16 protein-coding genes and 2 pseudogenes are annotated in these 20018 nt (G+C 49.7%); 9 read left to right on the top strand and 9 right to left on the bottom strand.

What is annotated here, in order from left to right; translation table 11 throughout:
- Positions 1–56: 56 nt before the first annotated feature.
- The 5 genes from rbfA (at position 57) to nlpI (ending at position 5322) form a co-directional block, all read left to right on the top strand.
- The gene (gene rbfA / locus ATN88_RS25160; RefSeq protein WP_067420171.1) at positions 57–449 is read left to right on the top strand and encodes a 30S ribosome-binding factor RbfA; all 393 of its coding nucleotides are present in this window, start codon (positions 57–59) and stop codon (positions 447–449) included.
- Positions 449–1402, top strand: a complete 954-nt coding sequence (gene truB / locus ATN88_RS25165; protein ID WP_067420172.1) for a tRNA pseudouridine(55) synthase TruB — start codon at positions 449–451, stop codon at positions 1400–1402. The genes rbfA and truB overlap by 1 nt, the downstream gene beginning before the upstream one ends.
- Positions 1403–1529: 127 nt before the next feature.
- On the top strand, positions 1530–1799 hold the full coding sequence (gene rpsO, locus ATN88_RS25170; protein WP_067420173.1) for a 30S ribosomal protein S15: 270 nt from the start codon (positions 1530–1532) through the stop codon (positions 1797–1799).
- Between the two features lie 400 nt (positions 1800–2199).
- A complete protein-coding gene (gene pnp / locus ATN88_RS25175) occupies positions 2200–4329 on the top strand; it encodes a polyribonucleotide nucleotidyltransferase (RefSeq protein ID WP_067420174.1) in 2130 nt (709 codons plus the stop codon).
- A 78-nt stretch (positions 4330–4407) separates the two neighbouring features.
- A complete protein-coding gene (nlpI, locus tag ATN88_RS25180) occupies positions 4408–5322 on the top strand; it encodes a lipoprotein NlpI (RefSeq protein ID WP_067420175.1) in 915 nt (304 codons plus the stop codon).
- 58 nt (positions 5323–5380) lie between these two features.
- On the opposite strand, the pseudogene ATN88_RS25185 reads toward nlpI, so the two are convergent.
- From ATN88_RS25185 to ATN88_RS25195, 3 genes and pseudogenes are all read right to left on the bottom strand, one after another.
- A pseudogene (locus ATN88_RS25185) lies at positions 5381–6246 on the bottom strand (U32 family peptidase).
- 11 nt (positions 6247–6257) lie between these two features.
- Complete coding sequence (ubiU, locus tag ATN88_RS25190) at positions 6258–7253, bottom strand: ubiquinone anaerobic biosynthesis protein UbiU (protein ID WP_067420176.1); 996 nt, start codon at positions 7251–7253, stop codon at positions 6258–6260.
- Positions 7254–7441: 188 nt separating this feature from the next.
- On the bottom strand, positions 7442–9499 hold the full coding sequence (locus tag ATN88_RS25195) for a sensor domain-containing protein (RefSeq protein ID WP_067420177.1): 2058 nt from the start codon (positions 9497–9499) through the stop codon (positions 7442–7444).
- A gap of 201 nt (positions 9500–9700) precedes the next feature.
- On the opposite strand from ATN88_RS25195, the gene ubiT reads away from it, so the two are divergent.
- The 4 genes from ubiT to rimI all read left to right on the top strand — a co-directional run bounded on the left by ubiT (position 9701) and on the right by rimI (position 11664).
- Positions 9701–10228, top strand: coding sequence for a ubiquinone anaerobic biosynthesis accessory factor UbiT (gene ubiT / locus ATN88_RS25200; protein ID WP_067420190.1), 528 nt, complete (start codon positions 9701–9703; stop codon positions 10226–10228).
- Positions 10212–10715: a GNAT family N-acetyltransferase gene (locus ATN88_RS25205; RefSeq protein WP_067420178.1), complete on the top strand. Its 504-nt coding sequence runs from the start codon at positions 10212–10214 to the stop codon at positions 10713–10715. The genes ubiT and ATN88_RS25205 overlap by 17 nt, the downstream gene beginning before the upstream one ends.
- 116 nt (positions 10716–10831) lie before the next feature.
- Positions 10832–11221: a DNA polymerase III subunit psi gene (locus ATN88_RS25210; RefSeq protein ID WP_067420179.1), complete on the top strand. Its 390-nt coding sequence runs from the start codon at positions 10832–10834 to the stop codon at positions 11219–11221.
- On the top strand, positions 11218–11664 hold the full coding sequence (rimI, locus tag ATN88_RS25215; RefSeq protein ID WP_067420180.1) for a ribosomal protein S18-alanine N-acetyltransferase: 447 nt from the start codon (positions 11218–11220) through the stop codon (positions 11662–11664). Before ATN88_RS25210 ends, rimI begins: the two co-directional genes overlap by 4 nt.
- 68 nt (positions 11665–11732) lie before the next feature.
- On the opposite strand, the gene ATN88_RS25220 is transcribed toward rimI, so the two are convergent.
- The 6 genes and pseudogenes from ATN88_RS25220 to ATN88_RS28500 all read right to left on the bottom strand — a co-directional run bounded on the left by ATN88_RS25220 (position 11733) and on the right by ATN88_RS28500 (position 19877).
- Positions 11733–13664 carry an EAL domain-containing protein gene (locus ATN88_RS25220; RefSeq protein WP_067420181.1) on the bottom strand — a complete coding sequence of 644 codons (1932 nt, stop codon included), beginning with the start codon at positions 13662–13664 and terminating at the stop codon, positions 11733–11735.
- A 60-nt stretch (positions 13665–13724) separates the two neighbouring features.
- Positions 13725–14321 carry an OmpA family protein gene (locus ATN88_RS25225; RefSeq protein ID WP_067420182.1) on the bottom strand — a complete coding sequence of 199 codons (597 nt, stop codon included), beginning with the start codon at positions 14319–14321 and terminating at the stop codon, positions 13725–13727.
- The gene (locus ATN88_RS25230; RefSeq protein WP_067420183.1) at positions 14318–15721 is read right to left on the bottom strand and encodes a TolC family outer membrane protein; all 1404 of its coding nucleotides are present in this window, start codon (positions 15719–15721) and stop codon (positions 14318–14320) included. The genes ATN88_RS25225 and ATN88_RS25230 overlap by 4 nt, the downstream gene beginning before the upstream one ends.
- Before the next feature lie 15 nt (positions 15722–15736).
- Positions 15737–17119, bottom strand: a complete 1383-nt coding sequence (locus ATN88_RS25235; protein ID WP_067420184.1) for an HlyD family type I secretion periplasmic adaptor subunit — start codon at positions 17117–17119, stop codon at positions 15737–15739.
- Positions 17112–19291: pseudogene (locus ATN88_RS25240) on the bottom strand (type I secretion system permease/ATPase). Before ATN88_RS25240 ends, ATN88_RS25235 begins: the two are co-directional and overlap by 8 nt.
- A gap of 61 nt (positions 19292–19352) precedes the next feature.
- Positions 19353–19877 carry a type I secretion C-terminal target domain-containing protein gene (locus tag ATN88_RS28500; protein WP_157490813.1) on the bottom strand — a complete coding sequence of 175 codons (525 nt, stop codon included), beginning with the start codon at positions 19875–19877 and terminating at the stop codon, positions 19353–19355.
- Between the last annotated feature and the right edge of the window lie 141 nt (positions 19878–20018).

Raw genomic sequence — 20018 nt, forward strand, 5'->3', positions numbered from 1 at the left:
ACCATGGGGGGAAGTGCTCAGCGCTTTCCCCCCATTTCTTATGAGAGAAGAGCGTTATGGCAAAAGAATTCAGCCGTACTCAACGCGTATCGCAGCAGCTGCAAAAAGAAATTGCACTGATCCTGCAACGCGAAATTAAAGACCCACGCATTGGTATGGTGACAGTTTCAGACGTTGAGGTTTCTCGCGATCTGGCTTATGCAAAAGTATTCGTTACCTTCCTGACCATGGGCGATCAAACCCCACAAGGTGGTCTGGAAGCACTTCAGGAAGCGACCGGTTACATCCGTAGCCTTCTGGGTAAAGCAATTCGTCTTCGTGTAACCCCTGAAATTACCTTCTTCTTCGATCAGTCTCTGACCGAAGGTATGCGTATTTCTAACTTGGTTACTCAAGCGGTGAAATCTGATGAAGAGCGCCGTGTAGACCAAGACGGAGAGGAAGAGTAATGGGTCGTCGTCCACGTCGCCGCGGACGTCCTGTCGACGGTATTGTCCTTTTGGACAAACCAACAGGCATTACGTCAAATGCTGCACTGCAAAAAGTAAAGAACATCTACTTTGCGGAGAAAGCGGGCCACACCGGTGCACTGGATCCGCTGGCAACTGGCATGCTGCCAATTTGCTTTGGTGAAGCGACTAAGTTTTCTCAGTTCCTGCTGGACTCAGACAAACGCTACCGCGTCATTGCAAAACTTGGCGAGCGTACCAACACTTCCGACTCAGATGGTGAAGTGGTTGAAACCCGTGAAGTAAAAGTGAGCTTGGGCGACCTTGAGCGTAGCATCGCGACATTCCGCGGTGAAACCATGCAGGTTCCTTCCATGTTCTCTGCATTGAAATACGAAGGTAAGCCGCTTTACGAGTACGCGCGTAAAGGCATTGAAGTGCCACGCGAAGCACGCAAGATCACTGTTTTTGAAATCACGCTTCTGCGCTTTGAAGGCCATGAAGTGGAGATGGAAGTACACTGTTCGAAGGGCACCTACATTCGTACTATCGTTGATGACCTGGGTGAGTTGCTGGGCTGTGGCGCACACGTGACTATGCTTCGTCGTACTGGTGTTTCTGGTTACCCATACGAGAAAATGGTGACGCTGGAGCAACTGGAAGCGATTCTAGAGCAAGCGCGTGAGCAAGACATTCAGCCACGTGAACTGCTGGACCCATTGCTGCTGCCGCTAGATACTGCGGTACAGGATTTGCGTGAAGTTAACTTGCTTCCAGCGGTAGCAAGCTACGCGCTGCAAGGTCAAGCGGTAAACATCCCTAACGCACCTGCGGAAGGGCAAGTGGTACGCATGACCGTGGGTGAAGACCGCAACTTTATTGGTGTGGGCGAAGTGGATGCCGAAGGCATGCTGAAGCCACGCCGACTGGTTCGCACGCACGATCAGCAATAATTCGCGGACAGGCTTTTACAGCGATTGCTTTACAACAGAAATCGCTGTAGAATTCGCCGCCTCGGGTGTCGGCTGAATCAGAGATTGGCTGACACAAATTAAAACCTTTTACATTTAGGAAAAGACTATGTCTCTGAATGCAGAAACTAAAGCAGCAATCGTTGCTGAATACGCACAAGGCGCGAACGACACTGGTTCTCCAGAAGTACAAGTAGCTCTGCTGACTGCTTCTATCAACCACCTGCAAGGCCACTTCGCTGAGCACAAAGGTGACCACCACAGCCGTCGCGGTCTGCTGCGCATGGTTTCTCGTCGTCGTAAGCTTCTGGACTACCTGAAGCGTAAAAACGCTGACCGTTACCTAGAGCTGATCAAGCGTCTGGGTCTGCGCCGCTAATAAGCCTTTGGCTAATAAGCATCGCATACGGAAAAGGAGCCCTCGTGGCTCCTTTTCTCGTTTTTGCTTCCTTCCAAATTTTCCCATCGACTAGGCTTAGCCTTCGGTGGTGAGCATATCCTGTACTGCGTTGCAGCAGACTCGGTGTAAACCTTCTTGGCCAAACAATTTATCTAGTATTAACGCACGAAACTTATCTCTGTAAGTTACCGTTAATTGTGTAGATGTGTATAATATTGGCGCTTTCATTGGTCCCACAGTCAACGAAGTCGACCATCAGGTCGCGACTATTGAGAAGGCTTTTCCATGTTGAAAAGTGTTGTCATTAGTCGCGATTGGTGAGGCCTTTGAAAGAAGAGTAAATTCGCGCGTGTTAGCGCACAACTACAAGGAATCTCTCGTGAATCCAATCGTAAAAACGTTCCAGTACGGTAACCACACTGTAACTCTGGAAACTGGTGTTATGGCGCGTCAAGCGACTGCAGCAGTAATGGTTAGCATGGACGATACTTCTGTATTCGTTTCAGTTGTTGGTAAGAAAGAAGCGGTTGAAGGTCAAGACTTCTTCCCTCTGACTGTTAACTACCAAGAGCGTACTTACGCAGCGGGTAAAATCCCAGGTGGTTTCTTCAAACGTGAAGGTCGTCCTTCTGAGAGCGAAACCCTGACAGCGCGTCTGATCGACCGTCCAATCCGTCCACTGTTCCCAGATAACTTCAAAAACGAAGTTCAAGTTATCGCGACAGTAGTTTCTGTAAACCCGAACGTAAGCCCAGACATCGTCACCATGATCGGTACGTCCGCAGCGCTGGCAATTTCTGGTATCCCATTCAACGGTCCAATCGGTGCAGCACGCGTTGGTTTCATCAACGATGAGCTGGTACTGAACCCAAGCGTGAAAGAACTGGAAACCAGCCGCCTGGATCTGGTTGTTGCAGGTACTGACGGCGCAGTTCTGATGGTTGAATCTGAAGCTGACCGTCTGTCTGAAGAACAAATGCTGCAAGCGGTTGTGTTCGGTCACGACCAACAGCAAGTTGTGATCAACGCGATCAAAGAATTCGCCGCTGAAGTAGCAACCCCAGCTTGGGATTGGACTGCACCAGAAGTAAACACTGAGCTGAAAGCACGTGTTGCTGAGCTGGCTGAAGCACAATTCGTTGAAGCGTACCAAATCACTGAGAAAATGGCGCGCTACGACCGTGTAGGCGAAATCAAGTCTAGCGTGAAAGAGCAACTGCTTGAGCAAGACGAGACACTGGACGCACGTGAAATCCAAGGCATGCTGTACAGCCTGGAGAAAAACGTTGTTCGTAGCCGCATCATCGCGGGTGAGCCACGTATCGACGGCCGTGAAAAAGACATGGTTCGTGCACTGGACGTTCGTACTGGCGTTCTGCCACGTACCCACGGTTCATCTCTGTTCACTCGTGGTGAAACTCAGGCTCTGGTTACTGCGACTCTGGGTACTCAGCGTGACGCGCAAATCCTGGACGAAATCACTGGTGAGCGTACTGACAACTTCCTGTTCCACTACAACTTCCCTCCATACTGTGTAGGTGAGACTGGCTTTGTTGGCTCTCCTAAGCGTCGTGAAATCGGCCACGGTAAACTGGCGAAGCGTGGTATTCAGTCAGTAATGCCTTCTCAAGATGAATTCCCATACACCGTTCGCGTTGTATCTGAAATCACTGAGTCTAACGGTTCTTCTTCAATGGCTTCTGTATGTGGTTCATCGCTAGCGCTGATGGACGCAGGTGTGCCAATCAAGAAATCTGTTGCGGGTATCGCGATGGGTCTTGTGAAAGAAGGCGAAGACTTTGTTGTTCTGTCTGACATTCTGGGTGATGAAGACCACCTGGGCGACATGGACTTCAAAGTAGCGGGTACTGATGACGGTGTGACTGCTCTGCAGATGGACATCAAGATCGAAGGTATCACTAAAGAGATCATGCAAATTGCTCTGAACCAAGCGAAAGGTGCGCGTCTGCACATCCTGAGCGTAATGGATTCAGCAATCTCTTCTGCACGTGAAGACATCTCTGAGTTCGCTCCACGTATCCATACCATTAAGATCAACCCAGAGAAGATCAAAGATGTTATCGGTAAAGGCGGCGCAGTAATCCGTGCTCTGACTGAAGAAACTGAAACGACTATCGAAATCGAAGACGACGGTACTGTGAAGATCGCAGCAACTGACGGCAACAAAGCGAAAGCGGCAATTGCTCGCATCGAAGCGCTGACTGCTGAAGTTGAAGTAGGTCGTATCTACACCGGTAAAGTTACTCGTATCGTAGACTTCGGTTGCTTCGTGTCTGTAATCGGCACCAAAGAAGGTCTGGTACACATTTCTCAAGTTGCTGATCAGCGCATCGAGAAAGTGTCTGACTACGTTGAGCAAGGCCAAGAAGTTAAAGTTAAGGTTCTGGAAATCGACCGTCAAGGTCGTATCCGTCTGAGCATGAAAGAAGCAGTAGAGCAAGCACCTGCTGCTGAAGAAAACGCTGCTCAGCCAGACGCAGACGCTTAATAGGTTTACGCCTAAGGTGTAAACAAGGTATAAAAAGGGGGCTTTGCCCCCTTTTTTGTTATATGGAGATTGTTGCAAATGCTAAAAAACAGATGGCTCCCGCTGACGGTTGCCTGCAGCCTGTTACTCTTGTCAGGTTGCCAGACGACGTCTCAGACGGTCGAAGTCACTCAGCCATGGCATCTGCTTCCGATGGCTGTTCCTTTGCAGCCAACCACGCAACAGGAAGTGCAATTGGCAAGAATCGATCAGATCTTGCTTCGCGATGATCTTACCGACCAAGATAAAGCTCAAATTTATTATGAACGTGGACTGGTTAATGACAGTCTGGGTTTACGAGATTTAGCGCGCCTCGATTTTAATCGTTCGCTTTCCTTCGATCCGGCGCAGCCTGATGTCTTCAATATTCTGGGTGTGTATTTCACCCAAAGCGGTCTTTATGATGCGGCTTACGAAGCGTTTGATTCAACGCTAGAGTTGGATGAGACCCACCAATACGCAGAAAGAAACCGCGGTATTGCGCTCTATTACGGCGGTCGCTACATGCTGGCAGAGCGCGATCTTATCAAGCATTACAACGATAACGTAAACGATGCATACCGTGCGCTGTGGCTTTACTTGGTGGAAGCGGAAAAAGATGGCCCAGACGCGGCAAAAGCACAGCTTGCGACACGCTATGCAAATTCAGATAAACAAGACTGGGGATGGCAGATAGCCAGACTCTATATTGATGATGTAAGCGAAGAGCAGTTCTTCCGCGACATCATGCTCACTAGCCAAAACAACGCGCAGCTTGCGCAGCGTTTGTGTGAAGGCTATTTCTACCTCGCGAAGCGTTATCAGGCGCTGGGCGATCTAAGCTCTGCTGTTGCCCTGTATAAGCTTGCGATGTCAGGCAATGTGTATGACTTCGTTGAGCACCGCTATGCGATGCTGGAGCTTAGCCGTATTGCTGAGCAGGTAGCTCAACAGCAACAATTGCCGCAATCCTAAGTGAGCACCGAAAGAAAAAGCCGCAAATGCGGCTTTTTTTGTATTTGTAGAAAAAGAGTTAGGCTTGAGCAGCCATACCTTCAATGCTATGCCAGTAGCCATTACAGAAATGACTTTTTGGCGCAAAGCCAGATTCACCGCGCTTAAAGCCTGCCAGTACGTCCAAGGTCTCATTGCTTTGCGGGCTGATACGAACAACATCGACCAATCCCTGCATCGACGCCAGATCTGCACTCAAGTCGTAGCAATAGCCCGATTGGGTCTGAATACCATTCAGTGTAAACACAGGCTGGCCTTCTTGGCTTTTCACTTCCAAACCCTGCGGGTAATTGATGCAGCAGGTTTCGCACTTATCCTTTGGACGGTCTTCCGCGCGCGCGCTGAAGCAACGTGCCGAGTAAGCGAGCGGTAAGTGACCGTAAGAGAACACTTCTACTTCAAACTGCTCGCGAATACCGAGTGCGTCTGCTTGTGTCAGGATTTTTTGTAGCCACTCACGCGAGAGCTCAACAGGCATACACCAGCGTGTCATGCCTTTTTTCACCATGACTTGCAGGGCTTGGGCGTTGTAGAGGTTTAACGCAGGGCCGGCGACGAAGGGCACACCTTTTTCGTGTGCCAATTGAATGGCTGACACGTCGTTGGCTTCGATGATGAAGTCACCGTTGTCGATGTAACGCTGCATAACGTTGACTTCGCTTGGGGCTTCCAGCAGTGCCATGGTGGAAATGACCACTTGCTTGCCGCTTGCCGCCAGATCTTTGCCTAGGCTCATCCAATCGCTTGAGCGCATCTCACGACGTTTAGAGCACACGGTCTCACCGAGGTAAACAATGTCAGCGTCGCTGCTTACTGCGCGCTGATAGAAGCTTCTACGTCGTTTTTAGGCCAGAAATAGAGTAGAGGGCCGAGAGAGTATTTCATGGTTCGCTCCATTACTGCCATTTACGGTGGTAGGCACCCAGAGTGGTTTGTGCGCCTTCAGAGACACTGTCCAAGCATTGGTTCCATTGTGGAAGCACTTGGTAGCCTTCTGGGTTGCGTTGGTAGCTGTCGATCGCTTGACGCCACGTGCGGGTGACTTGTTCAACATACGCAGGGCTACGCTGACGGCCTTCTATTTTTACTGAGGCAATGTTGGCTTCAAACAGCTCTGGCAAAATAGACAGGGTGTTCAGGCTGGTTGGCTCTTCCAGCGCGTGGTAAGCCGGGCCATCTGTCACGAAACGGCCTTTACATAAGGTTGGGTAACCAGCATTCTCGCCCGCTTTGTAGCGGTCGATCAGAATGTCATTAAGGCGAGATTCCAAACCTTGCGGGGTTTCTTGCCAGCGCACGTATTTGGCAGGAGAACATGCGCCGACAGTGTTTGGTGATTCACCGGTCAGGTAAGAAGACAGGTAACAACGGCCTTCGGACATGATGCAAAGGCTACCGAATGCGAACACTTCCAGATCGACGTCTGTGGTTCTTGCCAGCTGTTTCACTTGGTGCATCGACAACACGCGTGGCAGTACCACACGTTTTACATTGAAGTGATCTTTGTAAAACTGAATCGCGGCACTGTTGGTGGCAGATGCTTGCACTGACAGGTGAATTTCCATGTCAGGGTGTTTGGTCGCCGCATAATCAAGCACCGCAAGATCGGCGATGATCAGTGCATCCACGCCAAGAGCGACCGCGGCATCCACCGCATCCGTCCAGCGGTTGAATCCGTCAGGGTGAGCAAAGGTATTCAGTGCAACGTGGATGTGTTTGTTCTTGTCATGCACATACTGAACCGCTTTCTCAAGCTTTTTACCGTCGAAGTTCAGACCTGCGAAGTGGCGAGCGTTCGTGCCATCTTTAAAACCGATATAAACGGCATCTGCGCCATTATCAATGGCTGTTTTCAGAGCAGGAAGGTTACCTGCTGGGCAAAGCAATTCCATAAATATCCCCACATCACGTGGTCAGCATCTGGCTGTCAATTGTGAATCTAAACGTGGGATTTTATGCAGCCTGCAAGCGACAGGTTTTGATGTAAGGCAGGTTTGGTTAATAAATTGAGGTGTGAGGGTAACAAAAAGCCACGAAAAAAGAGGTTTTTCGTGGCTCTGTATACTTTTAAATCAATTGATTAGGACGCCGCTTTGCGCGCTTTATGATGATTAATTAACAGTGCTTCAAACTCACCGCGAGGCATAGGTTTGTAGAAGTGGAAGCCCTGAATCGTGTCACACTTGAGGTTTGCGAGCACGCTGGCCTGTTTGCCGGACTCAACGCCTTCCGCCACCACGGACATGTTGAGTGAGCGCCCCAAGTTGATGATGTTTTCAATCAAGGTGACCTGCTTAGGCACATCTTCCATGTCCATGATAAAGGCTCGGTCAATCTTGAGTTCATCCAGTGGGAATTTAGCCAGATAGGACAGCGAGGAATACCCAGTACCAAAGTCATCAATGGAGAGTGCAAAGCCCAAATCCTTGATGGCGTTCAACATCTGAATGGCGTGCTCACCATCGTTCATCACCGCGCTTTCTGTTAGCTCAAAGGTGATGAGTGATGGATCAGTTTGAGTCGCGGTTTGCAGCTTTTTCATGTGCTGCGTCAGGTTCGGATTTCTAAACTGCTGCGGTGACAAGTTAATTGCGACGCGTCCTGGCAGAATTTTCATGCTCTGCCAGCGGCGAACCGCTTGGAACACTTCGCGCATGACATTGCGACCCAATAGCTCAATCATACCGGAGCGTTCAGCCACAGGAATAAAGCGCGCAGGGCTGATGTAACCTTCTACTGGATGCTTCCAACGTACCAGAGCTTCTGCCCCATTGATGGTGTAGTCCTTGGCATTCACCTTAGGTTGATACCACACCTCAAGGCCATTGTTTTGCAACGCTTTTTGTAGTTCAATTTCCAGCCAAAGGCGCATGCGTGCTTCTTTGTTCATGTGCTGGCCATATGACACGACGCGGTTGCGGCCTTGCTCTTTCGCTTCATACATTGCGGTATCGGCGTTTTGTAGCAGACTGCGCGCATCTTTGCCATCACCCGGGTATCTCACCAAGCCGATGGAGCAGGCGAGGAACTTGCTGAAATGGTACAGATCGAACGGTTGGCTAATCACATCCACAATGCGATTCGCCAGCTCTTCGGCGACTTCATCACTGCTTTGTTCTGGCAAGAGCACTGCAAATTCGTCACCGCCTAAGTGACCAAGAATGGTTTCTGACGGTAATTGGCGACGTAAACGCTGGGCGATGTCTTGCAACACACGGTCACCGATGTGATGGCCGAGCGAGTCATTGATGTTTTTGAAGTTATCGACGTCGAGGTAGAACATAACAAGCGGTGTGCCCGCTGCAATGAGCTGTTCAAGACGGCGAGAAAAACCATGACGGTTATACAGACCCGTTAGGGCATCAAACTGCGCCAGTTTTTCAATGGTTTGTTTATGCTCAAGTGCTGCGCCCGCTTTCGCGATCGTGAGCATACCGCCTTTGCCACCCAGAAGATTGACTGAGCTGTACGACAAAAGCAAAGAGCCGTTGGCGTTCTCTGCGTGCGTCGGATGACAAGGAAGCTGTTGACCTGCTTTTAGCGTCGATAGGTAGGCAAGCACAGGCTTGTCGGTCTTGGAGCACGAAAGCAGCTTGTCGATGTCTTCGCCAAGGATTTCATTAGGGTCATTAAACCCCAGCATCGATACTGCTTGTGTGTTGGCAGACATGATAATGCCATCGTCCAACACGCAGCAGCCGTCACCGACTAGCTTACAGAGGCTGTCGAAGCGACTTTCAGAAGACTCTAGTGCGCTGGAAAGAACTTGTCTTTCCGAGGTATCAGCGGCGTGAAAAATGATGAGTTCAGATGGCCATTCACTGTGCTGGCTATTTTCAAAAGGAGACACGCTGAAGTGAAAACTAGAGTCGTGAATGCCGTCATTGAGCACGACTTCGCCTTCCGAGCTTTCGCCGTTCTGCGCACGTGCGTAGTGAGGCTTTAAAGCGTCATAGAAAGCGGATCCTAAAATATCCTTGTCATGTTTTCCCTTAAGCTCTGCTTGCTCTAACCCGCTGATTTCGCAATAGCGTTGGCTTGCCCAGAGATAACGATGATCCTTATCTAGTACGGCAAATAAAAAGGGGCTGTTCAGAGTTAGGCGGGAAAACCAATACGTTAACTGCTCGATTGGCATTGAGGCACCACATATCCTGTTTTTCGGAGTGCATTCCTATAGTTACTCCGTTTTTGATACAACACTATATAACGGGAGAGGGGGCAGGATAAACCTTTATGATAAAGAGCTTTGTTTTTTTGACATAAGGCATAATATTAACGCAACACACTGGCATACAATGTCCCGCAATATTGCATCAATCAAACTTGGATGGCTCTCTTGCTTAACAAAATTCATTCAACGCTTGTTCACCAAGCGCCATCGTTATTTCGCTTACCTGTAAAACTCATGCCAGCATCGATTCAACAAACCCTGATGCTAGAAACCCTGAAACGCGTGTTTCGTGAAGCTTTAGATGATGGAGAGTTTGAGTTTCTTGAAGATCGTTGGCTGGAAGTGCACGTTCGTGATGTGAATTTCAAAAGCTACATCAGCTTTGCCGATGACAAATTGGTCGTGCGCAGTGATGTGGCGGAGTCGGATGTTCGATTCAGTGGCAACCTCAACGATCTGATTTTGATTGCAGCGCGCAAAGAAGATCCTGACACCTTGTTCTTCCAACGTCGCTTGCTCATTGAAGGCGACACCGAGTTGGGTTTGGAAGTGAAGAACCTGATGGACAGCGTTGATCTTGACTCGCTGCCACCAATGTTGCGCCAAGGCCTGTTCTCGCTGGCGGATTTTGTACAAAAAGGGCTTCAAATGCCTCTCGACGTAAATGGGGTAGAACATGCTCATAAGATCTGAAGCACCGGCAGATTTGCTGGCGATTGACCGACTACTGAAAAAGACTTTCCCGACCGATGCAGAAGCAAAGCTGGTGATGTCTTTGCGTGAAAACGGCCACAATACCTTGTCGCTGGTGGCGTGTAATGACGAGGGGAAATTGATCGGTCATGCGATGTTCAGCCCTGTGATTGTGGGTGGTCAGGATATTGGCGTGCAAGGTTTGGCTCCGGTTTCTGTTCATCCTGATTACCGCAAGCAAGGCATTGCGGCACAACTGGTGCGTGAAGGCTTCGAGATTTTGGCGGAGTTTGGTTACCCAGGCTGTGTTGTGTTGGGTGATCCAAGTTACTACTCCCGTTTTGCTTTCCAACCCGCGTCAACGTTTAACCTCCACTGTAAGTGGGATGTGCCAGCAGAAGCCTTTATGGGTATCGAGCTGCACGAAGGCGTATTTAGCGACTGCGAAGGGTTGGTGGAATACTCCTTTGAGTTTGACGCGCTGTAAGATTTCCTCGCAATGCGCAACAGAGAGCAGCCAAGGCTGCTCTCTTTCGTTTCTGCAAATGACAAAGATTTGTTAGGATCGACGCGTTAACTTTATTGAGTACAGGCATCGACACCATGAATGACTTACAGCGTCTCAAAGAAATGGGGATCACCGTATGGGACGTCAGGCGCGCCGATCTTTTTCCAACGCAAACGGCGCAGACTATCGATTTGCCGTCGACCTGCAAGTTGCTGTTGGTTTGTGATAGCCAGCCTGAAGAGCAAGATGCCTGGCTGTTTGGAAAAATCCTATCCAGTATGAAGCTTGCCCCTGAGGAAGCACTGCGATTACCCCCTGAAGCATTGTCATCGCTTGCTGAGCATGCGTTAACCTGGTGCTGGTTTGCAGGCTGTGATGGCGAAGTGCCACAAGGCGTGAAGAAACTGACATCACCGTCGTTGTCGCTACTACAAAATGACCAGAATGCGAAAAAAGCACTTTGGCATCAGATAAAAACATTATGAATTTTGAATTGTTACCAATGGATGCGCACTGGCTGGATGATGTGGTGCGTATCGAGCGTGCGGCGCACAGCCATCCATGGGCGGAAAGCCTGTTAAGAAAGCCTGAAAACAAATTTGATTGTCACCGCGTGCTTGTTGAAGCGGGCACGATCAAAGGTTACTTCTTTGCACAGTGTGTTGCGGGCGAAGCGACCTTGCTCAACATCGCTGTTGATCCTCAATTTCAAGGCCAAGGTGTCGGTGCACAGTTGTTGCAAGACTTCCTCGCCTGTATGCGTGACGCAGGAGCAGAAGAAGCTTGGCTTGAAGTGCGAGAGAGTAACCAAGCGGCTATCAAACTGTATGAGAAATTTGAGTTTAACGAGTTTGACCGTCGAGTGAACTACTACCCGACAGCATCAGGCCGTGAAGATGCGCTCATCATGAGCCACTGGTTTGAATAACCCACTCAACCTTCTCTCTTAAAAAGAAAACCCGCCGATTGGCGGGTTTTCTTTTTAGTCACGTGAAGTTAGGACTCAGTCTCGGTTTCTGCCAGCAGGGCGGGTGGATTTACAAAGCCTTGGTAAGCATCGATGATTTGCGTATCGAGCAGCGATTTGCCCTCCATATCATTGATACCTGTTGCGACAATGGTGATATTCATCGATTCGATGATATTGACCAAGGTTTCCGTGAACACGCGGTTTTCACTGGACTGGCTGTGATTGAGTGCTTGATCGAGCTTGGCGTAAGCCGGCTTAATCTGGGCTATGTATTCGACGCTTTGCAAGTGTCTGCCAAAGTGATCGATTCCCACTTGTGCACCCGCTTTTCTGACTTTTTGACTAAAGGCGATACACGCACTTAGGTTGTTGCGCGCGCTGACTTCGTTGATCTCAAAAAACAGCAAATTGGCAGGAAGTTCCTGAGATTTTAGCTTCTGGGTCAGCCACACAACAAAACCTGGGGTCGCAAGACTTTCATCGGTGAGATTAAGCGCAACAGGCAACGTCAGAGGGGAGGTTTTGTGGTGCGCGGCCAGCGTATCGATGACCGCCATGTCGAACTCGACGCCTTTTTGGAACAATTGGATGTAAGGCATCAGTCGACTTGCCGATTGCCACTGATCTTCAATCAGTGCTTGGGTAAAGATTTCCTGATGGAAAACGGCGTCCCTATCGAGCAATTTTACTGGCTGCCACTGAAGGCGAAGCATGCGTTTTTTGATGGTGGATTGTAGTCGTTCTCGCCATGTTTCGCGGTCAATGATTTGCTCTTCCGAGCCACGGTTAAATACGAACACTTCTTTCTGAGCGGTGGCACGTTGCAGCGCGTTATCTGCCAAAGATAACATTTGAGAGCCCGGTAGACCGTGAGCGTGAACGACGCCAATGTGGAAGCCGGTGTTGGTATCCCAGCCCGCCATGGAGACTTCGTTGTTGAAGGTGCTGATCAGTGTGTGCAAGGCATGACGCGATTGTTCTTCGCTCACTTCAGGAAGCAAAATCGCCACTTCATTATCATTGATTCTGGCAATGCTGCAGTTTGGCGTGGTGTCGAATGCGGCCAGCAACGACGTGGACAGCAGTCGCCAGGTTTCATCCCTTGCGACATACCCATAGCGTCGGTAGGTGCTGTCTAGCCAAGGTAGGCCAACCAAAAATACTGCGCCTGGCGCGTCCGTTTCTTCCGTCATCCAGCTATTGAGCTGGTGGTTGAAATACTGTCGATTTGGCAGTCCAGACACTGAGTCATACATCATGCTGGTGTGAAGGGTTTTCAGTTCTTTATTCAGAGACTGGATTAGCCGCTGAACGTTATTGGCCAGGGCAGAGATGGCTTCGTCAAGCGATCTGATGCCAGACTTTTTGCGTGTGCTGAGCGAGGTGAAATCTTGTTGGGAGAGATCTTGTATCGCGCCTCTTGCTTTGCGAATCGCGCGGCGGTGGTTTTCGATAGCAAATGCAAACAGTAATAAGAAGCCAAAGGTGGTTGCGCCAATCAAGCTAAAGCAAATTGCGACAAATCGACCCGCGACGTTGTTTGCTTTCGCTGCAGACAGCGTGACGGTCATGGTGCCAACGGTGGATTCATCACGAACAAGGTTGCGCTCACGATGAACCGGGTTTACCGCTGCGACTTGAGTGATCCAGCTCGCCTCCTGGGCTGCGGGTGTGTTTACCCAAATAACCTTCTCAGAGGTAATTGGGTCAGTGAGGGTGATTTCCTGCACTTCGTCTGAGGTAAGGGCATCGACTATCTCACCAATCGACTCTGTATCGTAATAGCTAATAAACCTCGGTAAGGTTTTTTGAAATTGAGAGAGTAAAGTCTCTGCGCGTTGCTCAAGTTGGCTTTGTTGGAAACTGATGCTCCAAAACGTCAGCATGGTCAATGACGATGCCATTATGAGGATCGCAATCAGGAAAACCGACAGCAGCGAAAAGCGTTTCGTTGTCATATTTGGGCTCTTGGTCGCGTGATAAATCCAGCCAGTGTCGCCACTGGCATTCGGTTTTTATTAATCTGCTGAGGTAAAGATGGTCCAGCGCATGTCTGTGGTGTTGTAGCTTCCAGACAGCGTTGCCATGACTCGGCGGTTCACTTCGTGTGCGTCGTCAGTGTCTTCATCGATAAGTGGCTCTGTATCGCCATACCCTATGGCTTCAACACGTGCTGCGGGTATGCCGAAGTCGTTCACCAGTGCATCCGCCACAGCCTGAGCGCGACTTTGGGAGAGCGTCAGGTTGTGCGCAGAGTTGCCTGTTTTACTGGCGTGACCTTCGATGGTGACAATGGCACCTTTCTGATCGGTTAAGAACTCCGCCAGTTGCTCCAAGCTGGTGTAATGCCTTGGTAGCAGCTCAGAAGAGTTATTGGGAAACTTCACGTCAATGCGAAAGCTTTGTTTCACGGTTTTGTCTGTCGGGCAGCCGTCGTTATCGACATTGGCACCCAAGGTGGTGTCGTCACACAACTCTCGCGCCTCAATTACGCCATCGTAATCGAGGTCTCGTAAGTCATACTTCTGAGGTGAAACATCCTGCATGGTGAATACCTCTTCGTTGGCACAACCTGCCAAAGCAACAACGGCAACGAATGGGATCAGCCTTTTCATTGTTGAACACCTCCTTGGTAATTCTCTTCTCCAAGCCACACGTCAGGCGTTGTTATCCTGAGCGATGCCAGTAATTGTCCTGTCGCGTTGAATATGCGGTATTGGGCGATAAGGTCGTCATATTCCGCGGTCAAATATTCACGCCTTGCCTGAAACAGTTCGTTTTCGGCATCTAACACATCCAACAAGGTTCTTTGCCCTAAACGGAACTGGCTTTCGTAGGCGTTGCGTGTTTCGAAAGACGCCTCGACATGCTGTCGAAGATAAATGAGCTGTTGGCTTAGGAACTCTCGCGCGTTCCATGCGAGCGTGGTGCCTTCGACAACGTCGCGATAAGCTTCTTGCTGCACCGCTTTCGATTCGCTAAAGCTGTAGGCGGCTTCTCGTTCTCTGGCTTTGTCGGCACCGCCAGCAAAAATGTTGTAGCTGACACGCACCATGGCAAGCAGCTCGTTGTTTTCGCCACCCACGCTTTGAGCGGTTGGACTTGTGCCGTCTGCTCCGTCGAGGTTGTCGTCCCAACTTGCCGTCAGATCAAAGGTGACCTGAGGGTAGTAGTTGCCCTTTGATGCATCGCGCTGTGCGCCTGCAGCATGAATATCGTTTTGCGCGGCCTTAAGAGTAGGGTGATTAACGGTTGCCATATTCAACGCTGAATCCAATGACATTGGGATGGCCTCAGCGTCAGGCACAGGAAGGCGCACATCAACAGGCGGGTGGTTGACCAACTTTTTAAAGATGACCTCTGAGTCAGACAGGTTATTTTGCGCAGAGATCAAATTTGAGTTTGCGCGAGCCAGTCGACCAGTGACCTGAGAGAGATCGGCGGTTGAACCTAACCCGGAATCGGTTTTTTGTTTGACCGCATCATAGATTTCTTGGTGACTTTCTAAGTTACGGAGCGACAGTTCTACCACTTGTTCAGCGCGCATGTATTCCAAGTAAGCGCGGGTGACTTCGAGAGCAATGTCTTCTGCGGTTGCAAACAACAACCACTGCTCAGCACTGGCTTCAAATTGTGTTCTTTCAACGTCATTGGTGGTTTGAAAACCATTGAACAAGACTTGTTGTAAAGTGACGCCAAGCTCGCGACGTGTTAGCTCAGCTTCGCTATCTCCCGTGATCAGTCCGTCTCGTCTCGTTGAAATACTGTCTGTCCATTCGTGCCCAATACCCGCATCAAAGTCGATAGTGGGGTAAAACGCAGAAGAGGCTTGTTGTACCAACTCCTCGCGTACCTTAAATCGGTTGAATGCTTGTCTGATTTGCGGGTGCGTATCTAATGCTTGAGCGACAGCCTGTTCAATAGATTGTGCTGAAGATGTTATAGGCATTAAAACACCAGCCATTGCGAGCGCAATGACCGGTTTTTTAAACATCCGGCCTACACCTTTTCTCATTATTATCTCCTTGATTTAACGCTCTCTAAGCGCGGATTCCCTAGCGCGGAGTATGGGGTTTAGTAGGTATTCTAAGACGGTACGTTTACCCGTGATGATGTCTACGGAGGTCAACATGCCCGGAATAATGGGGAGTTCGCCGCCCTCTTTCTTTTCGAGGCTCGACTTGTCAGTGCGGATGCGAACAAGGTAGAAGCTGTTGCCTTCCTCATCTTGCGTGGTATCAGCACTGATGTGTTCCAAGGTGCCATCTAACCCGCCATAGCGCGTGAAGTCATAGGCAGTGACTTTGACGACTGACGGCAGCCCTGAATACAAAAACGCAATGTCTTTCGGTGCAATTTTGGCTTCAATCAGCAGTTGATCTTCTGCAGGTACAATCTCGATAAGATCCACGCCGGGCTGAACGACACCGCCAAGCGTATTGATGTGGATGGTTTTTATCGTGCCTGTGACTGGTGCGGTGATAACTGCCTTGTCGACTTTATCCTGCGCGCCAACCTGTGCCTGAGTGAGACGTGATAAACGCGTGTCCAATTCGTTCATCTTTGCACGCGTCTCGTTGCTGAAGGCCAGCACGGCTTCTCTGCGTTTGAGAATGGTTTCATCAACCGTGGCTTTGATCTTTGGTTGCATGAGACGCAGAGAGTTTAATTCGCCTTTTAAGTCGTTCACCTGACGCTCAAGTTTGAGTAAGTCTACTTGGGAAACGATGCCTGTTTTCGCAAGTGGAACCGTGATTTTTAGCTCACGCTTGATCAGCCCATAGCTGTTAGACAAGGTGCGAATTTTAGATTCAACTTCCTGACTTTCTTGCTGCTTTTGCTGGATCTGGCGTGCAAGGATTTCCAGTTTGTTTTTTAAATCAAGCAATCGGCCTTCGTACTCTTGGCGTTGTCTTGAGATTAACTCAGGCTCAGCCGCTTCCAGTGTGGTTGGGAAGATAACCGGTTTGACGTTGATTTGGATTTGCTCTTGCCAAGTAGGAGCGGTTGGTACGAGGTCGATACTGTCGAGCTCTGTTTGCATCCGGATAATGTTGGCGGTCAGGCTGGACACTTCCTCTTCCTGTTGGGCAAATTCAGAGCGAAAACGGGTGTCATCAATGCGAGCCAGAGGCTCACCTTGTTTAACCAATTGCCCTTCTTGCACATACATGGCCTGCAAAATACCGCCGTCGAGGCTTTGGATAAGCTGGATCTGGGAGGATGGGATAACCTTGCCTTCACCGCGCGTTACACGATCAAGGGACGCGACACTTGACCACGCGATCATGGCGGCAAAAAAGGCGAAAACACCCCAAATGACGATGCGGTATTTAACCGGGGCATCCGTGAGCATGGCGCCGTAGACATCGTCGGTCATTTCGATGTCTTTGAGTTTGAATGAATTAGTCATTTGGGGCACCTGCATTGCTGCCGTTGAGGCGCTCTAATACGGAGTCTTTCGGACCGTCCATGACAATTCGGCCCTTGTCCATCACTATGATGCGATCGACAAGTTGTAGCAGAGCCATTTTGTGGGTGATCATCACCAAGGTCCGGTCTTTAGCTGCAAACTTCATGGCATGGATGAATTGATTCTCGGCATGCGCATCGAGGCTTGCTGACGGCTCATCCATAATTAGAAGCGGCGGGTCGTTAAGTAGCGCGCGAGCAAGGGCGACCGATTGTCGCTGTCCGCGAGAAAGTGCCTCACCACGCTCACCCACTTGTTTATCCAGCCCTTCGCTATCGTGAGAGGTGAAAATGCCCACGCCGGACAATTGTGTTGCTCGGATGAGCTGGTGCTCGGTCACTTGTCGGGTCCCGAACATGATGTTCTCGCGAATGGTGCCATGAAAGAGGGTGACATCTTGCGCTAGATATCCCACGTTACGTCGAAGGTCCGCGGGGTGAATTTGTTTGGCGTCTACGCCATCAAAGCGAAGGCTGCCAGCGGTGGGTTGATAAAGCCCAGCTAGCATTTTAAGAAGCGTACTTTTACCAGTTCCGTTCTTGCCAAGAATCGCAATTTTCTCGCCCGTTTTGATGGTGAAGCTGGTGGGGTGAAGGGTAGGCTTCTCCGTCTCTGGGTAGGTAAAACCGACGTTGTCTGCAAAGATATCGCCTTTGAGTCGTTTACGGCTGATGAGGTGACCTTTGTCTGCAAACTCATCTTCTTGCTCCATCATGGCGTTGAGCTGTCGCATGCCAGATTGTGTTTGGTTCCAGCGGCTCATCAGACCGGCAAGTTGCGCCATAGGGGAAACTGCTCGGCTTGAAAGCATGACCGCAGCGATAATACCGCCCATGGAAATCGCAGCTTCTGAGACGCGGTAAACACCCAACACGACAACGGCAACAGCGGTTATTTGCACGATAAATGCAGCGAAGTAAGACACGCTGTTGGTGATTTGTTTAACCTTGAGGTTCCAGTTCGCGGTATGCGCCGTCATCTGCTGCCAGCTTTTTTGCACTATGCCTTCAGCAACATTGGCTTTGATGCCTTCCAATGCTGAGAGGCTCTCAATCAAGTGTCCATGCTTCTCACTGGCAAACTTATTCGACTCTTCGATGGCCGCTTTGAGTTTCGGTTGCACGAACAAGGCATATCCCAATATCAATATGCTCGCGACAACTGGCACCACAGCCAGATCGCCTGCCACGATGTAAATGACGAAAACAAAGAGGGCGGCAAAAGGCAGGTCAACCAAGGTGGTGATGGTCGCTGACGTTAACATGTCGCGAATTCCATCAAACTCTCCAAGCTGTTTGGCCATGCCGCCAACACTTTTTGCTCGTTTCTCAAGCGGGATACCCATCAACCTTGCGAACAAGCGAGATGAGACGATGATGTCGACTTTTTTCCCTGCCACATCAATAAGGTAGGAGCGCATCTTCTTCATCAAAAAATCAAAGCAGAATGCGATCACCGCACCGGAAGCCAGTACCCATAAAGACTCGAATGCCAGATTGGGGACAACTTTGTCGTACACGTTCATAACGAACAGTGGCGAGACAATGGCAAACATGTTAATCAGAATGGAAGCGATTAATGCATCGCGATAGATAGGGGAGGCATCTTTTACCGTCTGCCAGAACCAATGAATTTTGTTGTCGTGAAGGTGCAGGTCAACACTGTTATCGCCGCGGTATTGGCGTTTCACTAAAAAAGCGTAGCCAACGTACATGGCTTCTAGTTCAGCGAGCGAAATCTCCTGCTCTCCGCCGCTTTCTGGGGTTTGAATGAGTGCAGAACCTTCTTGAACATTCAGCTCGCGTAAAATACACGCCTGTTTGTCTTTGAGCAGCAGAATACAGGGGAGTAGTAATTTCGGCAGAGCTTGAGCTGGCGGCGGGAAATTTTCGCTGTCAGCCCAGCACGTGAGGCAGCTTGAGGGAAAAGATCAGGCGTGAGCAGGGCTTCTGTCATGGGAAGGCCAGCCGTTAGCGCATCGCCAGAGCATGGTGAGCCATAATGCTCGGTTAACAGCACCAAACAATCCAACAACGGGTCTTCTACCGCTTGCGTAGACGCAGAAATGCGCCACTGCTGCGGCTTGCGCTCGGCAAGTGCTACTTCAGTCACCTAGTTCCCTCTAAAAGCATTCCCAAAAGAGTGCGGCAACCGTGCCGCACTAAAACTCACATTAGTCTTGGTGAATTTCCAACAGGATGTCATTTTGTCCATCCTGTTTGATCGATGTAGAGCCATCGCTGCTAACAGCGAGCTTCACTTCGTTACCATCAAGTAATGTGTTTATCTCTATGCCTGAATCAGTCATAGCTCCTTTTAGAACAATAGATTGCTCTATGTCGGAGTCGTTGTCTAAGTTAAGTTTGAGTGTTACATCACTATTCTGATCATCGACGAAGATATCAAGAACAGTACCCAGGTTGTCTGGGGAAATACCGACTAAGAGATCTGATAAATCGAGTGTGTCTTCACTCGAAAGATCCCAAACAGTGTCGGTTATGATGTTGTCATAATTAATAGAATTGTCTTGGTTTTGCCCAATATCTGCTTTATTCCAAAGGAATATATCTGAGCCTTCGCCACCATATAATTCATCGTCGCCTGAGCCTCCTCGAAGGATGTCATCACCTCCGCGACCAAATATTTTGTCGTCACCTTCTCCGCCACGAAGCGCATCAGAGCCGTTGTTCGCCCCCAGATTTCATCATCACCAGCACCACCAAATGCGGCCAGGTTACCACCTTCACTGATAATGAAATCATCGCCAGACCCTGTAGAGACAAGATCGGGTTCTGGTTGCATCTCTTGATTCGCTTGAGTGGTAAGTTTACCGTCAGCA

Source organism: Enterovibrio coralii, from assembly GCF_001559595.1.
GTDB lineage: Bacteria > Pseudomonadota > Gammaproteobacteria > Enterobacterales > Vibrionaceae > Enterovibrio > Enterovibrio coralii.